The following is a 16,233-nucleotide window of genomic DNA, read 5'->3' as shown; positions in this document are numbered from 1 at the left end:
CATTTTTCTAAATCGTTTTACGTGTAAATGGGTATAGTTACCTTAAAAATCAATCATTCATCTTGTAAACCAACAGTGCTGCCGGCTGGCCATTACGTTCCGGCACCGCTAACAGGAATTCTTTCCACTCCGGTACCCATAAAGAAGTACGGGCGCCGATGCGCGTAGCAATATGAGCAATCTGAGTATAGGTGTCTGTGTCCTGCTGTTTAAAGATATCTACGTAGCCGCTTCCCCCGCTGATCAAAATCCTTTTAGAGGCCGCATCATAAAAAAGGTTATCCGCATCTCCTGCGCAAGGCGCTTCAGCTATCTTCTTGCCTGTCTCACTATCCAGTACCAACAAACGGGAAGGCCTTCTGCCACCAATGAACAAGCGGTGATCCTGGCTGCTGTAGGCTATGGGGAAGCAGGCCAAGGGCGCATTTATCCTCCACGCATCAATGGCCTTCCTGTTTTTGCCGTCCAGCACTGCTACGACGCGGGCATCGGGCACGTTGGCCCATATCTTCTTTGTCAGCGAATCAACCTCAAAGCCCTCCGGATGGCCTGGAAGCCGGATTGTTCCGATTGCTTTCATGGATGCTGCATTAATTAATGCAATCCCGCCGTTTCCATAGCCGACGTAAACAGTCTGGTCTCCCTGCGCATAGCTCACATTGTCAGCATCCTCCCCTAAGTCCAACTCCGCCTTTTGCTTATAAGTGTTTGCATCATAAAAAGCACAGACGCCATTCCCCCCATTGGCGACAAAGACTGCGTTTGCCTGTGGCAGGTAGGCAACTCCCTGCGGCTCATCCAATCCTTTAATCTCGTGAATCACTTTCCCCTTGGACAGATCAATTACCTCCAAGGTGTTGTTGCCCAAGGCCGCCATGTATACCACCTGGTGCGCTTTATCCACGGCCAGGTGATCTATGCGGCCCCTTACTCCTGGTAGCTTTACCACCTTTTGCAGGGAGAGAAACCTGGTGCCGTAGGTTCCCTGCGCCTTGCAACCGGAAGGAAGAACCAAGAGCCCGGTGAGCAAGGCAAAACAGGTGCTTTTTATGCTAATCCCAGAAAGCAGGCTCATATCGGTTTATGATGGTAAATGTTTGCCCTTATTGCTTCGAATCGGTTTTATCTACGGCCGCTTTTAGCCCCTTTGCCAGGTCAGCGGGGTTGCCCACCGCCCAGAAGTGCATCATGAACAAGCGGGGGTCTTCGTCCAGCATGTGGTTGTGAAGCGCCGTTACGGTAATTCCGTTATTATTAAGTGCCTTGATGACGGGGTTTACCTCATCCGCCAGCAATACAAAGTCACCTGTAATTGCCGCCTTATCACCCACTTTCTGAAACGCCAGACCGGTGCCTATGCCAAATCCCTTGGGTATAGGCATATTCCCCATGGCAACAGTTTCTTTTCGCGGAATGCCGAAACTCAGCACTGGGCCATTCACCTTTCCTTGCATGCCCATTAGCTGCTCCACGTCTTTCCAGTCAGTATTTTCCGCAGTATCGTTAAACGACAATTGCAACGGCGTGCCGGTAAGAGATAATGCCTCTTTTAGCTTTTTGGATAGTGCCACGGGGTCTCCGGTACCACCTACATGCAAGTACATGATTTTAGGGTTCTCGTTCAGCAAATGGTTATAAATGGCGGTAATGGCAATACCGCTCTCCTGGAGCTTTTTCTCTACCGCCGGAAGCTCTTTTTCCAGGAGCACCATATCGCCCATCAGCATGGCCTGCTCGCTGTTCTGTTCCGGCATAAAGGCAAACCAGGTGGTAAACGCCAGCCGCGGGTCAATAGAGACCCCATCGAGCTTAACATGCAAATCAGTGCGCGGGAAAGAGAACTTGTAAAACCCCTCTTCTTTGGAAGGAGCTTTCCCAAAGATGGTATCGATGCCAGCCGGCAGGTTTTCGATCTTTGAAAAAGTAGCCGGTTCAGCAGCTTGCTCCACATGGGCTGAATCATTGTTCCCCGCATTATTGTCCTGAGCTTTGTTTCCGTTGCAAGCTGATAACAGCACGGCAGGTAATAAGATAAATAAGTTAAGCTTTTTCATGTTGTTTTGTTTGGGTTCATGCTAATCCATACGTTGCCGTTTTTAATTCCGACAAGTATAAAGCAGCAATCTGTTTGCTACAATGCTAAAGAATCTTCTTCCATACAAATAGAACAGAATTAACCTTTTGTACTTGCTTTACCTTTTGGTATACTCTTCTTGTAATCTGAAGGGTTATGGCTCATGCGTTTTTCGAAGATATGGGTAAAAAACTCTTTAAGTTTGGGCACCACCCCTACCGGACATTATATTTCAAGAAAATAATAGAAAATGCTACAGAAGGACTTAGTAAGAGATGTAAAGACCAGATTGAATACGATAAAGGGGCAACTGGACGGGATCATAAAAATGATTGACAACGACAGAGACCCGGAGCAAATCCTTTTACAATTCAAGGCAACCGGTAAGGCGCTGGAGAACGCGGAGTTGCTGCTGCTGGATGAGGCTTTCAGGAAGTCACTGGCTGTAAAGCTTTCAGAAACAATGGAAGCGTGCCCAGGCGATTGCGGGCAGGAACATACAATCGAGAGGCTAAGAAACCAGTTCCCACACCTTGGCCTTGGTGAGCTAACCGAAAAAATGAAGGAGATACAGGCCGTCTATGAACAGATGAAAAAAAATCAAGAGAAAGGGTAAAAAGCACTTGCGCACCCCCTGCCTCCCTGTAGTAGCTTTGTAGCAGTTAAACAAATTAAAACACTAAAACGATGACCAAGAGAAAAGTAGAAGTATTTACAACAGGTTGCCCAGTCTGTGAGCCGGTAGTGGAAATGGTGCAGTCATTGGCCTGTGAATCCTGTGATGTTACTGTTTACAACGTTTCAGAACAGTGCGATACGAAAGTATGCGTGGATAAAGTGAAAGAATATAATATCACTTCCCTGCCAGCGATAGCGGTTAATGGTGAACTTCTTTCATGCTGCTCAAGCAAAGGAGTAAGCCGCGAACAATTGCAGGCTGCTGGAATAGGGAACCCTGTTTAAATTATCAAACCTAAAATTTAAAAACTATGAAAAAAATAAGCAATGAAACTCAATCGTGCATAGACTCCTGCTACAATGCCGTAACAGCTAGCAAAGTTTGTTTGGCCGAACACATGGGAGAACCTGACATGAAAGAATGTCAGAAGTTGTGTCTGGATACTATTGACGTCGCCACAGCATGTGCCAGCCTATGTGCAAATAAGTCGGACTATGTGGGGCAGGTAAGCAAAGTGTGCGCTCAAGTATGCAGAGACTGCGCTGAAGAGTGCGCCAAGTTTGACAGCGAGGTGTGTCAGGAATGCGCACAGATATGCAGAGAGTGTGCCGAAAAATGTGAGGCTATGGCCGCTTAAATTCATAAGCAAGGTATGGTTGCTTTGTATCATGAATTTTGTTGCTATACCCAACAAAAAACAAAACCTATAATTATGAAACGTAAATTTTTAGGGGCCGCCACTGCGACCATGATGCTTGCAGGCAGCTCGTTCTTAGCGTTCGGAAGCAGCCAACCGGAAGAATGTCAATTGAAAGGTACCCCAGACTGCCCAATCGTTCAGAACTGCCCGCTGAAGGGCACGCCCGAATGTACGCTGGCAGCATCGACAGTGAGAGCGGAAGTGCTTCCCTGCTGCAAGAAAAAGTAATAGAAATTGAAAGAGCAGCCAGAACACGGCCGCTCTTTTAATTTTAGACAAGTATACACAGAATGATATCCTTCTGACAGGCAACGGCAAATGCTAAGAGGAGCCTCTTCGATGATTCATAATATTTTACTACTTTGATTAAACAAGCTCTACGCTTTCCCCAACCATAAACGTAGTATATAACGTCCCAAATTTCATAACTTTAGCTGTAAAGTCAGGTAATAACCGCGGGCATCCGAAGGAATGATGCCGGGCCCCGGGTAGCCGGTAGCGCGGCGCGTAAAATAGCGGTTGTCGGTCAGGTTATTGATGCCCGTTTCCAGCGTCAGCCATTTATAGGTATAGCTGCCCGACAGGTCCATCACCCAGTACGCCGGAATCCTGCCGACCACGGCGGTTGGCTCCAGCTCACTGTTGACCGCATCGGTGTATTGTGCAGCGGTGTAAGCATACTGGTAAGTCAGCTTAAGGTTGTTGCGCTTAAACGAGAGGCCGAATTTGGCAATGACCGGCGGGGCCAGTTCTACCTGGTTGCCATCGATGCGCTTATCGTGGCTAACATACCGCGTGTTTACCAGCGTTACATTCGAGAAGGCAGACAGGCTGGCGGGATACTTCTGCCCATACATCCATTTTAGCAAATCAGCCTCTATAAAAGTCTCCACGCCGATGTTGCGCGAAAAATCAAGGTTGGTGCGGATACGGTTGGTCGTGCCCTCCACGTTCTTAAAGCCGATGCGGTTTTTGTAAGCCAAGTAAAAAAGACTGGCATCGTAGTTTAGTACACCGGCCGTACCGCCACGTAGGCCCAGGTCGGCGCTGTAGCCGCGCTCGTCCTGCAGGTTCTGGTCTACAAGCTGGTTGGGGTTTAGGACGCGCATATCATTGAAGTTAATGGCACGGTAGTTCTGCGACAGGTTGGCGTAGACTTCCATCCGGTTAGCCGGCTTGTAGCTCAGCCCCAGGCCCAGCAGCAGCACGTTGCGGGAGTTGCTGCGATACTCAGGTATGGTTTCATCTTTTATCACATTGCCGGCCTGGTCGGTTACTACATCATTGTAGCGTCCATCAGCGTTGGTGTTTATCCATTCGTAGCGCAGGCCGGGCGTGATACTGAATTCTGATGTAATGTTGAAGATGTTCTCCGAGAACAGCGCCAGGTTGCGGCTCAGGTAATTGTAGTCGGACTGGTTGGGATAGCCGTTCTCCGGAAAAAAACTGAAATCGGCACCGGAGGCCGGGGAACCGTCGCCCTGCTCTTGAACTGTGAAGCCGTGATAGTAGCGGACGCCCACCAACAGCGTAGAAAACGTGTTCAGGAAATCGTAGCGGTGGATGAGGCGCGTTTCGTTGCCAAGGTTGTTGAACCGGTCTTTCAGCAGCAGGCGCTCTTCCAAGGGGTCAGGACGGTTGATTTTCTCCAGGTAGCCCAACGCATCGCGCGCTGCCAGCAGTCCGAAGTTGCGCACATTGAGCTTGGTGCGCTCGTTCAGGCGGTAGTCCAGCGTCAGAGCCAGCAGGTTCCAGTCTACTTTAAACCAGTTGCGGTCGCGCACCGACTGCTGCGGGTCAGCGGCAAAAGCGGCATCCGTCAGCCCACCCGGCTGCTGTGCCAGGTAATCCATATAAGTATAGTCAAAGCCGATTTCCAGTTTGTCCGAGGGGCTATATCTGGCCGAACCGAAAGCCGTATGTGCATCAAAACCGGAGTTATCGCGCCAGCCATCGCCGCGCTTGTACTGGTAGAAGCCGTAGTAGTTTATTTTGCCTTTGGTGCCACCTATACTATTAAAGGTGTTGAAGAGGCCAAAGGAGCCGATTGTCTGGCGTGAGGTCAGCTCAAAGGGTTTGTCCTCCGGTCCCTGCTTCATCACAAAATTAAGCATGCCGCCAAACTGCGTGCCGTACTGCAGCGAGGCCGCGCCGCGCACCACTTCAATCCTGTCCAGCGCCTCAGTCGGGGGCGTATAGTAACTTTCCGGATAGCCCAGCGCATCAGCGGAAATATCATAGCCATTCTGGCGCGTGTTGAAGTTAGACGTGCGGTTAGGACTGAGGCCGCGCCCGCCAATACCAAGTTGCAGGCCCGCGCCGTCGCTCTCCCAGATGTTCAGCCCGGCGACTTTCGAGAACACCTGTCGGCTGTTGTTGGTAGCCAGGTTGGCCGTGATGTCTCTTAGTACCACTACCTCACTCTTTTTGCCTTCGTAAATGGCCGTACCCTCTACAGCGTTGAGGCGGGTGATACCAAAAGTTTTTCCGCGCTGGCCTTTCACTTCCACCTCACGCAGGCTTCCTTGCAGCGGCTTCAGTATAAAATCCAGTGTTTCGTTGCTGTTGCCAATAATTACCTGCTGCGTTACGCTGCCCAGGCCGGCACTGTAAGCCGTTAAAGTATAGGTCCCCGCTGGCAGACCCGTGAATTGGTAAATACCCTTTGCGTCAGCTTTGGCGATAGCGCCGTCGCCGGTAAGCAGCACCTCGGCCTGTGGCAGCGGCTGCCCGGTATTGGCTTTGGTGATTTTGCCGGTAATGGAGAAATTTTGTGCCAGTGCAGCCATGCAGCTGCAAAGTATAAGAGCAATAGTAAGCGAACAACGCATTTTTTCTATTTCTGGCTCACCACGCTTTGCGGTTGAGCTATTTGTTCAAAAGGTAAAATCCAGGTCTTGGGCAGGAAGCTTTCGCTTTCGGCTGCCAAGTTAACCGTTGGGTCAATGAGAAGCCTGCTGCCCCGGCCATTCATACTTACATACACCTCGGCACGCACCTGCGCAACAGGTATGCCTCGCCTGGCAAAATCCTCGCGCAGCATGTGCGCGAATTGCAGCACCATGTCGGGCTGCGTGGCCATCTGTTTCTCCTGGTTTAGGGTAAGGTACTTTTTGTTGTTGATTTCAATTTCATGGCCCGTGCGTGCATCCCGGACATAAAAGAAGGCAGTCCCGGTTTTTTCCATCAGCATCACGCGCCAGGAGAAGCGATAGCCTTGCTCGGTCCAGAAAAGACTGTCGGGGTACAGCAGAAAGCGCCACGGCACCAGCACCTGCACCACAAAGTATAACCCCAGCAAGTATAGAAGTATAGGCTGGCCGGAAGCTTCCGCAAATCTCGGGAATGCCGGTTTTCGCACGCGGGCTATACTTCTGCACAAGCCCAACAATTTCTCATGGAAATCAGCAGAGAAGAAAATCAGCGTGCTCATTATCATGATATAAGGAAACATACCGATAGGAAACAGCACCGCCGTAAGCACATGGAACACCACCACGGTAAGGTAAGCCAGCAACCTGCTCTTGCGCCAGCTCAGGAAAAATACAATGGTGAGGTCGTAAAAAGCGCCAAACCAGCAGAACAGGTAGGCCACCCATACTTTGTCGAGCAACGGCCCGATGAGGGGCAGGTGCGTGTGCGCCGGCAGCCAATAGCGCAACGGCATGGCCTCCAGCAGCCAGTCAGGGTTGAGCTTGGCCACGCCCGCATAAAAGTATACCAGCCCCAGTTGCACTTGAAAAATAAGCACTGCCCAGCGCGGCACATGGCTCACCCATAACTGCGGTTTGCGCAGCACATCTAACGAAAAATGGCGGTGCGCCGGAACCAGCAGGAGCAGAAAAGCCACCACGCTCACAAAATAATAATGGTTGAGGTAATTGGTTTTGTCCAGCAGCTCCACATACGTAAAGCTCAGAAAAAACAGCAGCGCCGACAGCCGGTAAAACAGCCCGAGCATCAGGCCCAGCGCTGCCAGCGCCATCAACCCGAACAAGCCATACATGCCTGCCTCGCCCAGCGGCTTTATCCATTCAAAACCGTAGTACGGAAAGTAAACTTTGGGCAGTACGTACAGCTCTGTTACCCAGCCTTTCGCCACAAAGCGCACAATACTGGCCAGCATCATCCCGCCGAAAACAACGCGGAACACGGCCAGCGGCGCAGCAGGCACAGGGGCAGTTAAATATGGCTTTAAGTTCCGGAGCATGCGTATCCTTTTAATTTCCCGCTATTAGCTGAAAAACTTGCTTCCTTGCAACTATAGGCCGAAAGTCTGAAGTACAGCATAGCGGTTATTCATCAATCGCCGTCGTTGTCGGTGTAGGTGATGGTAACGCCGAGCGCGGCAGGCATGTCGGTTTTGGTAAGCACAATGAGCTTTTGCAGCTCGTCGTATACTTTGGTAACGGCTTGGGGTTGTGTGGCTACAGCTTCGGAAAGCGGTTCCTGCACGGCCTCGGCGGCGGCCAGTGCGGCGTCAAACTGCGCCTCTATAGCATCCGAAAGCGGGCCGTTGTTATACCTGGCATCCACGTGGTCGAGGTAATCATCCAGGCCTGGCCCGTTGGCGCCGGAGGCGGTTGTGCCCGTAAATACGGCTTTCTCAGCTTTGATGGTGCGCTTCAGCAGCTCCAACGAAGCATGACTATAGTAGGCTTCCACTTTTTCGGGGTAGGCGCTGCCCGCTGTGAACCTGCCGCTTGGGATGCCTACTTTGGCGCGCTTGGTCAGGTCGATATCGGAGTTGAGTTCGTTAACGATATTACCCACGGCGCTGCCTACAGCCGTGCCTGCTGCTTTCTTGAATGTATCAGCATAGTTGCCGCTCGTCCAGCCGGTATATACTGTTTCGGCCCGTTGATTTATCAGGCTCGCTATGTCCTGGAGGTATTTTTTACGGTTAGCAGCTTTGGCGTCCGAAGTATAAAGAGCTACCACTTCGGCTTCGGTAGGCTGTCCGTAAAGCAAATAATCCAATGCCGGAAAGCCTTTGGCATCGAGGTTGGCGGCAGCCTGCAAGTCGTAGGTGCCAGCGGCGATATTGCCCTCAATATCAGAAATGGAAGTGGGATAAATGTTGAGGTTGCTGCGCAGCAGTTGCTCGTCGGCGGGGCCAAAAGCATACACACTTACGTCCTGCCATGCCCTGTAAGCCTCCTGGTAAGCGGCGCGGGCATCAGTTAGCGTCGCCTCAGCCGGGTTTGCCGTGAAGGCAGCTACGGCAGCAGTCATTGCCGCTGTTTTAGCCTGAAATGCCTGGTAGCCCGGTACAATCAGGTTGCTGGCGTAGTTGGCCAGCATGGCCTCGCGGTCGTAGTCCGTTTTGGGATTTCCGTTGCCATCGTTATCGGAGCTGCACCCGGCCAGCGTGGCCAGGCAGGCCAGGGCAGCCAGGGTATACTTTCTGCAAATTTTCATACGCTATACTTTAAAGCGAAAGGCAGCAGCCGGGGCAGACGCCATAGCTGCTGCGCTTCCATCTTAAACAAAATACTTCGTTATCATCGCTGCTACAGCTGCCCTTTTATACTGTCCATGTTATAGGCAGCACTCAGGATGTCGATGGCAGCGGCGATGTCGTCGGCAGTGGTGTTATAAAAGTTGGTGCCGATTTTGACCATTGCCTGTTCATACTGTGCGTCCGTTATCTTGCGGTCGGTTTTATACTTCAGCCCCATCACAAACCCTTTTGCTTCCGACAGTTTTTGGCTTTTCTTTGCCTGGTCGGCCACGTTTTCCCGGGCGTCTTTCAACTCAAGTATGGCAGCGGCCACCGCCAGCCGTTCCCACTCTGTGCGAAGGGTGGCCGCTGCGGCTTCTTTGGCTTTCGTGTCGTTGGCATTGATGGCGGCGCGGCCTTTCAGGAAGGCGTCCATCATCGTTTTGTTACTGCCCAGGGCTGCGTCTACTTCTGCGCTGTACCCCGCCCAATACTGCGCATCGGCCGTGTTGGCAGGGAAATCCTTCGGCGCTCCAAAGTAGCCGAACGCCTCATCCCAGTGGTGCTGCATGGCCGTGCCCTCGCCCGGCGTTACGGTTTTGTTGTCCACGGCGGCCCCGATTCCCTCTTCGGTCAGATAATGGTCTACCGCCTGGAAGTATAAAACAGCGCCCATCAGTCCTTTTTTGATAAACTGGTCCAGCACTACACCGTTGGCATCCACCAGGTATTTTCTGGCGCCGTCGGCGGAGGTCAGAATGCCGGCGGTACCGTCACTGGCAGCCGCTCCCGCCGACTGGCTTGCCTGCGCCACGGCATCGAAATAACCTTCAAACTGAGCCTGCGCCGTAGCGATGGTTTTGTCCTTCAGCTGCTTACCGGCATTATTCAAGTCTGCGCTGGAGAAAGGAGCATTTGCGTTGGCATACATGGCCTTCATCTTGCTGGCGTCCAGCACCGCACCTTCATTGCCCGTTTTGATGTAATTACTCAGTTCCGTTAACATACCGAGGCGGGCGGTCTGACCAGCGTAGTTCACGTTTTCAAAGTTGTAAGTAGCAGGAATCTCGTAGGATGGCGTTACGTCGTTGCCGTCATCGGAGCAGGAGGCCATTGCCATAAGTGCAGCCAGTCCCAGAACAGGGAATACTTTTCTTTTAATAGATGTAAGCATAGTTAGACATTATTTTTATTTAGACTTATTTTAAATAGTGTGGCAAAACTAAGAGGTAAAAGTTCTTGAGGCAAGACTTATTTAAAACAATTTTAAATAAGGTGGAACTTTATTTGAAAGGAAGGCTCCTGCTATTCCCGGGGAGAAGGAGAAACTTTAGGTGTGAAGGCACAAAGAAACACATGAATCGCTACAATAGCTTATTACATTTCCTGCCACCTAAGCCTAAGAGACATGCTTATCTTCTTGCAGCGGATTTTGCTGTTTCAGCGGCCCTGAACTGTTTTGCCGTTTGCCCAAAAACGCTTTTGAACGCTTTATGGTAGAACCAAACAAGTAATGCTGCTGTCTTCTATATAGTACGACCAATAGAGAAGCCCATGACAGAAACAGTTTGCCCAGCCTGCTCATCTACCCACATAAAGCTAAACGGCCACATCCACAACGGCAAGCAGAACCGTTTGTGCAAAGACTGCGGCAGGCAGTTTGTGGTAGACAGGGAAAAGAGGCTAATAAGCGACTCAGACAAGGCATTAATTGCTAAGCTCCTGCTGGAGAAGATTTCCCTTGCCGGTATTGCCCGTGTAGCGGATGTGAGCCAGGTTTGGCTTCAGGGCTATGTAAGCGAGCTTTACGCCGCCCAGCCCGATGACCTCCATGTGCTCCTTCCCACCAAAGAAGCGATGGAAGCTTACCTGGAAGACAGGTTCGATGAGCATGTCTACAAGATAGAGGCTCTAAAAAAACGCTGCACCGGCTGAGCCTGCGCTGCCATGGGAGGATATTGCGGCATTTGACCCATTGCTGAACCAGGAGCCTGCTTTTGAGGCGCTGCTGGAGAGCCTGTATGAGCAGAAAGAAGGGGTGCTGTGTGAGCTATACCGCTGTGAGGCAGATGAGATGTGGAGCTTTGTGGGCAACAAAGAAAATAAGCAGTGGCTCTGGCTGGTGATGAACACGGCTAACAGGCAGATTATCGCTTTCCATGTGGCAGGAAGAGGGCAGGAAGACGCAAAGCTGCTGTTTGAAAAAGTGCCGGAGGTTTTCCGCCGGAACGCTGCCTTCTTTACTGATTTCTGGAGCGGCTACCACATCCTGGAGGAGGAGCGGCATGTGGCGGCAGGCAAGCAGAAGGGTTATACTAACCATATCGAAAGGTTCAACAACACCATGAGGCAAAGGTGCAGCAGACTGGTGAGAAAGACGCTCGCTTTCTCTAAAAAGCTGGAAAACCACATCGGTGCCATAAAGTACTTTATATGCCACTACAACAAATACTTAGCATTACTTGTTTAACACTACCACTGTATATATAGCGTGCCCGAATCCATAGTTTCAGCAATGCCTGCAGGGGCAATGATCAACAGACATTAAAGCTATAGCAGCACTTTACACTATCATGATGCTATGATGATTACTGCTTCTGCAACGATTGACATCCATTAATGGAGTTATTAGAAGTCAGACTTCAAGCTACGTCAAAAGGCTTAACCATTTCAATAAATATTACTTACAACGCGAATCAAGAGTTAAAAAAGACATAAAAAGGAACAGACGCAGCATTCGAGGTGTTTTAGTTTTATGCTTGAAATAAAACTTATCCCCTTTATTACTACGTCTGTCATTGCTATTCTACGCAATGATGAAATGCTGCTGGCCGATTCCTGCTCTATTATCACCTGCTCGGCCCGCCGCAAGCCTAAAGTAGCCCCGGCCCTTACCGCTAAAGGCTACTGCTCGGCCAAGAAGCTCTCTATTACTTTGGCTGTAAGCTGCACCTGGTCGGCGGGCACCGACCTAAGCAGATATCCTTGCCCCAGCACATAGGCTTTACGCCGGCCAACACGCATGACTTGACTGCCTTGCGCCCGCTCATGGGCCGGCTACAGGACACCGCTCTGATTGGAGACAAAGCGTATGCCGATAGATTCGCGTGTGTAGTAAACACGTAAAAGCACAGGGTTTAATTGACTTAAAAAATAATCAATGATAAAAGCAGAATATAGCGACAAGAACTTAGTAGTAGATATTCTTACCAAATCCTTTGAAACAAATCAAAGTGTGAATTACATAGTTAAGCAAGATGAAGAAAGGATAGATCGGATAGGTGTATTGATGGAATATTCTTTTGACGTCTGTTATCTGTTTGGAGATGTATTCTTATCAAATGATAAGAAAGCATGTGCATTAGTATTGTACCCTGATAAAAAGAAAACAACATTTAAATCCATTTTGCTGGATGTAAAATTGATTCTTTCCTGTGTCGGTATAGAAAACATCAAAAAAACTCTTGCCAGGGAATCGATGATTAAGAAAATACAGCCGAAAGAATTTATGTATTATTTATGGTTCATAGGAGTTGGTCCGGATTATCAAAATCTCGGAATTGGTGGTGTTCTCCTGAATGAACTAATAGAAGATAGCCGGGTTAAAGGGAGACCTATCTACCTGGAAACCTCTACCTTAAAAAATTTACCTTGGTATCAAAAGTTTGGTTTTAATATTTACCATGAAGCAGATTTAAGCTATAAACTATTTTTTCTTAGAAGAGAGCTTGCCAAACCATAGTGCATATGCTGGTATTCGGAACAGAAATGCACATTGTCACATTTATTTTTGTATGTGTAGAAATAGCGATCTTATTCTATCTGGTAATTTATAGGTTTGCCAGACCTGATGATAAGACCACATTCCTAAACATAGTTCTTATCTTTTTATTGATAATTTATAATGTGACAGGAGGTTTGTTGCCAGATCCGGAGTTACCCGGTTCATTCTTTCTTCAGGAGGTTATTGCCTACGCTACAGGATTTATTACCCCCTGCTACTTTCCCTACTACGTTTACAAAGCCTTTGGATTAGAGAAGATGAAATTCCATGCTTACAAAGGCGTTTACTTGTTCTTAATCCTACCTTACTTCATTTTTGTTATAGTTTTTGCTAAATCAAATGATTTAGCGACAGCTCAAGATTTACTTATCCTTCCGGTTTTGTATACATTATGGATTATTTATTCCTTAATAAAAGCTATACAATATAAGTATGATAATGATTTCAGCAGCAGAGAATTTAAAACGGAAATAGCAGTATTGTTTTTTAGTTTATCATCCTGGATTGGCTTGCCTTTTATTGCTTATTTTAATCAGGGTCAGGCAATAGAAGCTTCTATTACGAATACTGGCTTTTTGCTTTTATTTGGTTTACAAGTAAACAGGCATATAAAGCAAACAAGAATTGAACATCAAAGGCTGATGGATTCTGAACTGCTTCTTTTGAACTGGAATACTAATCTGCAAGAAGAGGTTGATAAACGAACGAAAGAACTGGAAAAGATAAATGAACAAAAAACTAATAATTTCATCAACCTGGTTCATGAAACAAAAACACCATTAACACTCGTCAATAATTATTTAGAAGAATATATTAATAAGTACGGCTCAGTTGAAGAATTAGATATTATAAAGGGTGGTGTAGATAAACTAACGAATGATATAACTAATTTATTCGATCTGGAAAGATTTACAAAGGGATTCAGTGTATATAATCATAACCAAATAACAGATTTCAGTGAAATTCTAAAAGACAGTTTTGTACTGTTCGAATATTATTGTCAAAAACAAATCCTTGTATGCAGTAAAAGCATTCAGGAAAATGTTTTCATAAAAGCAGACCCGAATGCTATTAACAGGATAGTTAATAACCTGATAGAAAATGCGATCAAATTTTCACATACCGGAGGAAGAATCGAAATAACATTGAAGACCATTGAAAATAAAATTATTTTTTCTGTCGGAGATAATGGCATCGGTATATTACCTCACCTTCAAAAAAAAATATTTAAACCATATTATCAAATAAGTCACAAAAAAACTGGTTTGCAAGGTATGGGGCTTGGATTGCCAATTGTGAAAAAAGTAACAGATAGTTTAGGTGGATTTATTCAAATCGAGAGCAATCCAACTGAAATGCCTGGGACAACAGTTACGATAACATTTGATAGACATAATTTAGCTGAAGGGGATGTTAAAGCGAAAAGTACATTAAAAGCTCAATCATTAATTTATAACATTGAAAACTTTGACATTACTGATACTCCTTATTTACCGGACAGGCAGTCAATACTGCTTATAGAAGACAATAAATCGATGCTTCATTTCCTTTTTAAGAAGCTAAGTCTTAAATATAATATTTTCTGTTCCATTAATGGAGTAGAAGCATTAAACAAATTGCAGGAGTTACCCGTTCTCCCTGATTTAATTCTATCGGATATTATGATGGATAAAATGGATGGATTTGCTTTTGTTAAAGTAATTTCCGAGCAAAGAGCTTATGCCCATATTCCTATAATATTCTTATCAGCCAAATCAACCCCAACTGATAAGCTTAAAGGTTTACGCTTAGGCGCAATTGATTTCATTCAAAAACCATTTTCATTTGAAGTGCTTTATCAAAAAATTGAAACTGTGCTGAACAATATCAAAAAGCAGAAAAAAGCGATTTTAGATTCATCAATTTCAAACCTTAAAATTTTAAACAGCTCAGAAGCAGATACCTCAAGTTCTGAATCTCCAGCGGATTTGGATCAGAAATGTAAACTTTATCAGCTTACTAACCGGGAAATAGAAATTGTTAAACTTATCCTAAAAGGAACACGGTATAAATCGATTGCTGAAGGCTTGTTTATATCCGAAAAGACGGTATCCAAACACATTCAAAATATATTTAAAAAAATAGGTGTTATCAATAAAGTGGAGCTAATCAATAAATTAAAATCCTAACTCAACCTTGAGTTTACTGATAACTTATTAATATACTGGTTATCGCGTACAAAAATACGGTAAATACCTTATTCTTTCGATAAGGTTAAATGCTCAATTTTGAATATGGAAAATATTCACCATATTCAATTTACGATCCATGTGCGGAAGATATACTTTAGAGTGGCTGGATTCTTTGATTACTATTTCGCTTAATCCTGCGAAAAACGATGTTTCAACAATAACTGATGAGCAAATAAAAACAGCCATAGCCAGAATAGCGGATGAAAAAGAACGGCTTCAATCTTTATTGAAGAACCATGTTTTTGGATTGACTAAAGAAAAACAAATTGAGTTATTCCTTAAACAGTACCATTCAGCTTTGATTATCCTGCTTGACCAGGCATCAGTAAATCGTAAATATATTTCGGTTAAAGAACCAGCTCTCAATCAGCTCGCAACAGAAATAATTACCTGTCTTGATGAACTTCTTTCTTTTATAGAACTTCGGTTTTCAACTTATCTGTGCCTTGATGAGCGTGTGCCGGTAACCTACCTTTCGGTAACAAAAAAAGAGTTGAAATTAAGGTTGAATAAGCTTAAGGCTAAATTAAACAAGCAAATAATGAATGGGAAGGCTAAAGATATTGTCTTCAACACCTTGTATTCCTTTGTTAATCCGCCTAAAGATAATTATCCTGTTACTTTCCAGGAAGTGCTTTACGTGAAAGAATTACTGAAAGAACTTGAAGCACTAAAGGAGCCGGTGGACAAAAAGAACATCTATTCATCATTGGATATGTTACTCATTTACCTGAACTTCAATAGCAAGGATTATAAGGATTACCTTACTCAATATATTGCTGATAAGATTAATGCATACGAAAGTATCTCTGCAAAAATGGATTGCTTGCTCTTCCATTATAAAGAATTTAACCAGATGCATCGTAAGGCAGGTACCGCTTTGTATCCTCAACAAATTGATCTCAAAGATGAATTCAGCAATTGGTTTACACAGGAGATCTTTTACCTTGAAAAAAAGCTTCATTTGTATATCGTTCCATTGCGGGACAAAACGGAAAATATTAAAGAAAAAACACTTGTTGAAAATGAAAAATCTAAAGTACTGTGCATCTTATCAACTGACCAGACAGGTTTAATACTGCGTGCTGCCGATGAGCTGAAAGTTCTTATAGCACGTTCTATGAATGAAGTATTTAAGACAATCGTTCCAAACCTTTCCACACCTTACAAAGAAAATCTTTCCTATGATTCTATGCGCAGTAAATCCTATACTGCTGAAGAAAGAGATAAAAAAATAGCTATTGAAACTTTGGAAAAAATTATTAAGAAGATAAAAGAATACTAAATATAAATAGTATCAGATGACTTGTAAGCCTCCGATG

The 16,233-nt window shown here is 46.1% G+C and carries 17 protein-coding genes; 11 read left to right on the top strand and 6 right to left on the bottom strand.

Annotated elements, in window-relative coordinates; all coding sequences use genetic code 11:
• Positions 1 to 49 precede the first annotated feature (49 nt).
• Entirely contained in the window at positions 50 to 1,075 is a 1,026-nt protein-coding gene (locus tag I2I11_RS02515) for a YncE family protein (RefSeq protein WP_196266072.1), read from the bottom strand.
• Positions 1,076 to 1,103: 28 nt separating this feature from the next.
• Positions 1,104 to 2,054, bottom strand: a complete 951-nt coding sequence (locus I2I11_RS02510; RefSeq protein ID WP_196266071.1) for a DUF1259 domain-containing protein — start codon at positions 2,052 to 2,054, stop codon at positions 1,104 to 1,106.
• 270 nt (positions 2,055 to 2,324) lie between these two features.
• Here I2I11_RS02510 and I2I11_RS02505 point away from each other — a divergent pair, with 270 nt between their 5' ends.
• From I2I11_RS02505 to I2I11_RS02490, 4 genes are all read left to right on the top strand, one after another.
• Positions 2,325 to 2,690 carry a metal-sensing transcriptional repressor gene (locus I2I11_RS02505; protein WP_196266070.1) on the top strand — a complete coding sequence of 122 codons (366 nt, stop codon included), beginning with the start codon at positions 2,325 to 2,327 and terminating at the stop codon, positions 2,688 to 2,690.
• A gap of 71 nt (positions 2,691 to 2,761) precedes the next feature.
• A complete protein-coding gene (locus I2I11_RS02500; protein WP_196266069.1) occupies positions 2,762 to 3,037 on the top strand; it encodes a thioredoxin family protein in 276 nt (91 codons plus the stop codon).
• A 26-nt stretch (positions 3,038 to 3,063) separates the two neighbouring features.
• Positions 3,064 to 3,390, top strand: coding sequence for a four-helix bundle copper-binding protein (locus I2I11_RS02495; RefSeq protein ID WP_196266068.1), 327 nt, complete (start codon positions 3,064 to 3,066; stop codon positions 3,388 to 3,390).
• Between the two features lie 75 nt (positions 3,391 to 3,465).
• Positions 3,466 to 3,681 (top strand): hypothetical protein, encoded by a 216-nt coding sequence (locus I2I11_RS02490; protein ID WP_196266067.1) that lies wholly within the window; start codon positions 3,466 to 3,468, stop codon positions 3,679 to 3,681.
• 194 nt (positions 3,682 to 3,875) lie between these two features.
• On the opposite strand, the gene I2I11_RS02485 is transcribed toward I2I11_RS02490, so the two are convergent.
• From I2I11_RS02485 to I2I11_RS02470, 4 genes are all read right to left on the bottom strand, one after another.
• Entirely contained in the window at positions 3,876 to 6,242 is a 2,367-nt protein-coding gene (locus I2I11_RS02485; RefSeq protein ID WP_230679840.1) for a TonB-dependent receptor, read from the bottom strand.
• Between the two features lie 47 nt (positions 6,243 to 6,289).
• Positions 6,290 to 7,663, bottom strand: a complete 1,374-nt coding sequence (locus tag I2I11_RS02480; protein ID WP_196266065.1) for an HTTM domain-containing protein — start codon at positions 7,661 to 7,663, stop codon at positions 6,290 to 6,292.
• Positions 7,664 to 7,755: 92 nt separating this feature from the next.
• Complete coding sequence (locus I2I11_RS02475) at positions 7,756 to 8,874, bottom strand: imelysin family protein (protein WP_196266064.1); 1,119 nt, start codon at positions 8,872 to 8,874, stop codon at positions 7,756 to 7,758.
• A gap of 92 nt (positions 8,875 to 8,966) precedes the next feature.
• Positions 8,967 to 10,070, bottom strand: coding sequence for a DUF4856 domain-containing protein (locus I2I11_RS02470; protein WP_196266063.1), 1,104 nt, complete (start codon positions 10,068 to 10,070; stop codon positions 8,967 to 8,969).
• A gap of 380 nt (positions 10,071 to 10,450) precedes the next feature.
• Between I2I11_RS02470 and I2I11_RS21510 the strand changes: the two genes are divergently transcribed.
• The 7 genes from I2I11_RS21510 to I2I11_RS02435 all read left to right on the top strand — a co-directional run bounded on the left by I2I11_RS21510 (position 10,451) and on the right by I2I11_RS02435 (position 16,196).
• Positions 10,451 to 10,831, top strand: coding sequence for an IS1 family transposase (locus tag I2I11_RS21510; protein WP_196266062.1), 381 nt, complete (start codon positions 10,451 to 10,453; stop codon positions 10,829 to 10,831).
• Positions 10,832 to 10,871: 40 nt separating this feature from the next.
• Positions 10,872 to 11,366, top strand: coding sequence for an IS1 family transposase (locus I2I11_RS02460; protein ID WP_196266061.1), 495 nt, complete (start codon positions 10,872 to 10,874; stop codon positions 11,364 to 11,366).
• Between the two features lie 285 nt (positions 11,367 to 11,651).
• On the top strand, positions 11,652 to 11,897 hold the full coding sequence (locus tag I2I11_RS02455) for a hypothetical protein (RefSeq protein WP_196266060.1): 246 nt from the start codon (positions 11,652 to 11,654) through the stop codon (positions 11,895 to 11,897).
• The gene (locus tag I2I11_RS21180) at positions 11,882 to 12,022 is read left to right on the top strand and encodes a hypothetical protein (RefSeq protein ID WP_230679839.1); all 141 of its coding nucleotides are present in this window, start codon (positions 11,882 to 11,884) and stop codon (positions 12,020 to 12,022) included. Before I2I11_RS02455 ends, I2I11_RS21180 begins: the two co-directional genes overlap by 16 nt.
• 34 nt (positions 12,023 to 12,056) lie before the next feature.
• Positions 12,057 to 12,638 carry a GNAT family N-acetyltransferase gene (locus I2I11_RS02445; RefSeq protein WP_196266059.1) on the top strand — a complete coding sequence of 194 codons (582 nt, stop codon included), beginning with the start codon at positions 12,057 to 12,059 and terminating at the stop codon, positions 12,636 to 12,638.
• A 5-nt stretch (positions 12,639 to 12,643) separates the two neighbouring features.
• A complete protein-coding gene (locus I2I11_RS02440; RefSeq protein WP_196266058.1) occupies positions 12,644 to 14,848 on the top strand; it encodes an ATP-binding response regulator in 2,205 nt (734 codons plus the stop codon).
• Between the two features lie 139 nt (positions 14,849 to 14,987).
• Positions 14,988 to 16,196: a hypothetical protein gene (locus I2I11_RS02435; RefSeq protein ID WP_196266057.1), complete on the top strand. Its 1,209-nt coding sequence runs from the start codon at positions 14,988 to 14,990 to the stop codon at positions 16,194 to 16,196.
• The last annotated feature ends 37 nt before the right edge of the window (positions 16,197 to 16,233 follow it).

The sequence above is a fragment of the Pontibacter rufus genome (assembly GCF_015694705.1).
Taxonomy (GTDB): domain Bacteria; phylum Bacteroidota; class Bacteroidia; order Cytophagales; family Hymenobacteraceae; genus Pontibacter; species Pontibacter rufus.
This window is presented reverse-complemented; position numbering and strand designations above follow the sequence as displayed.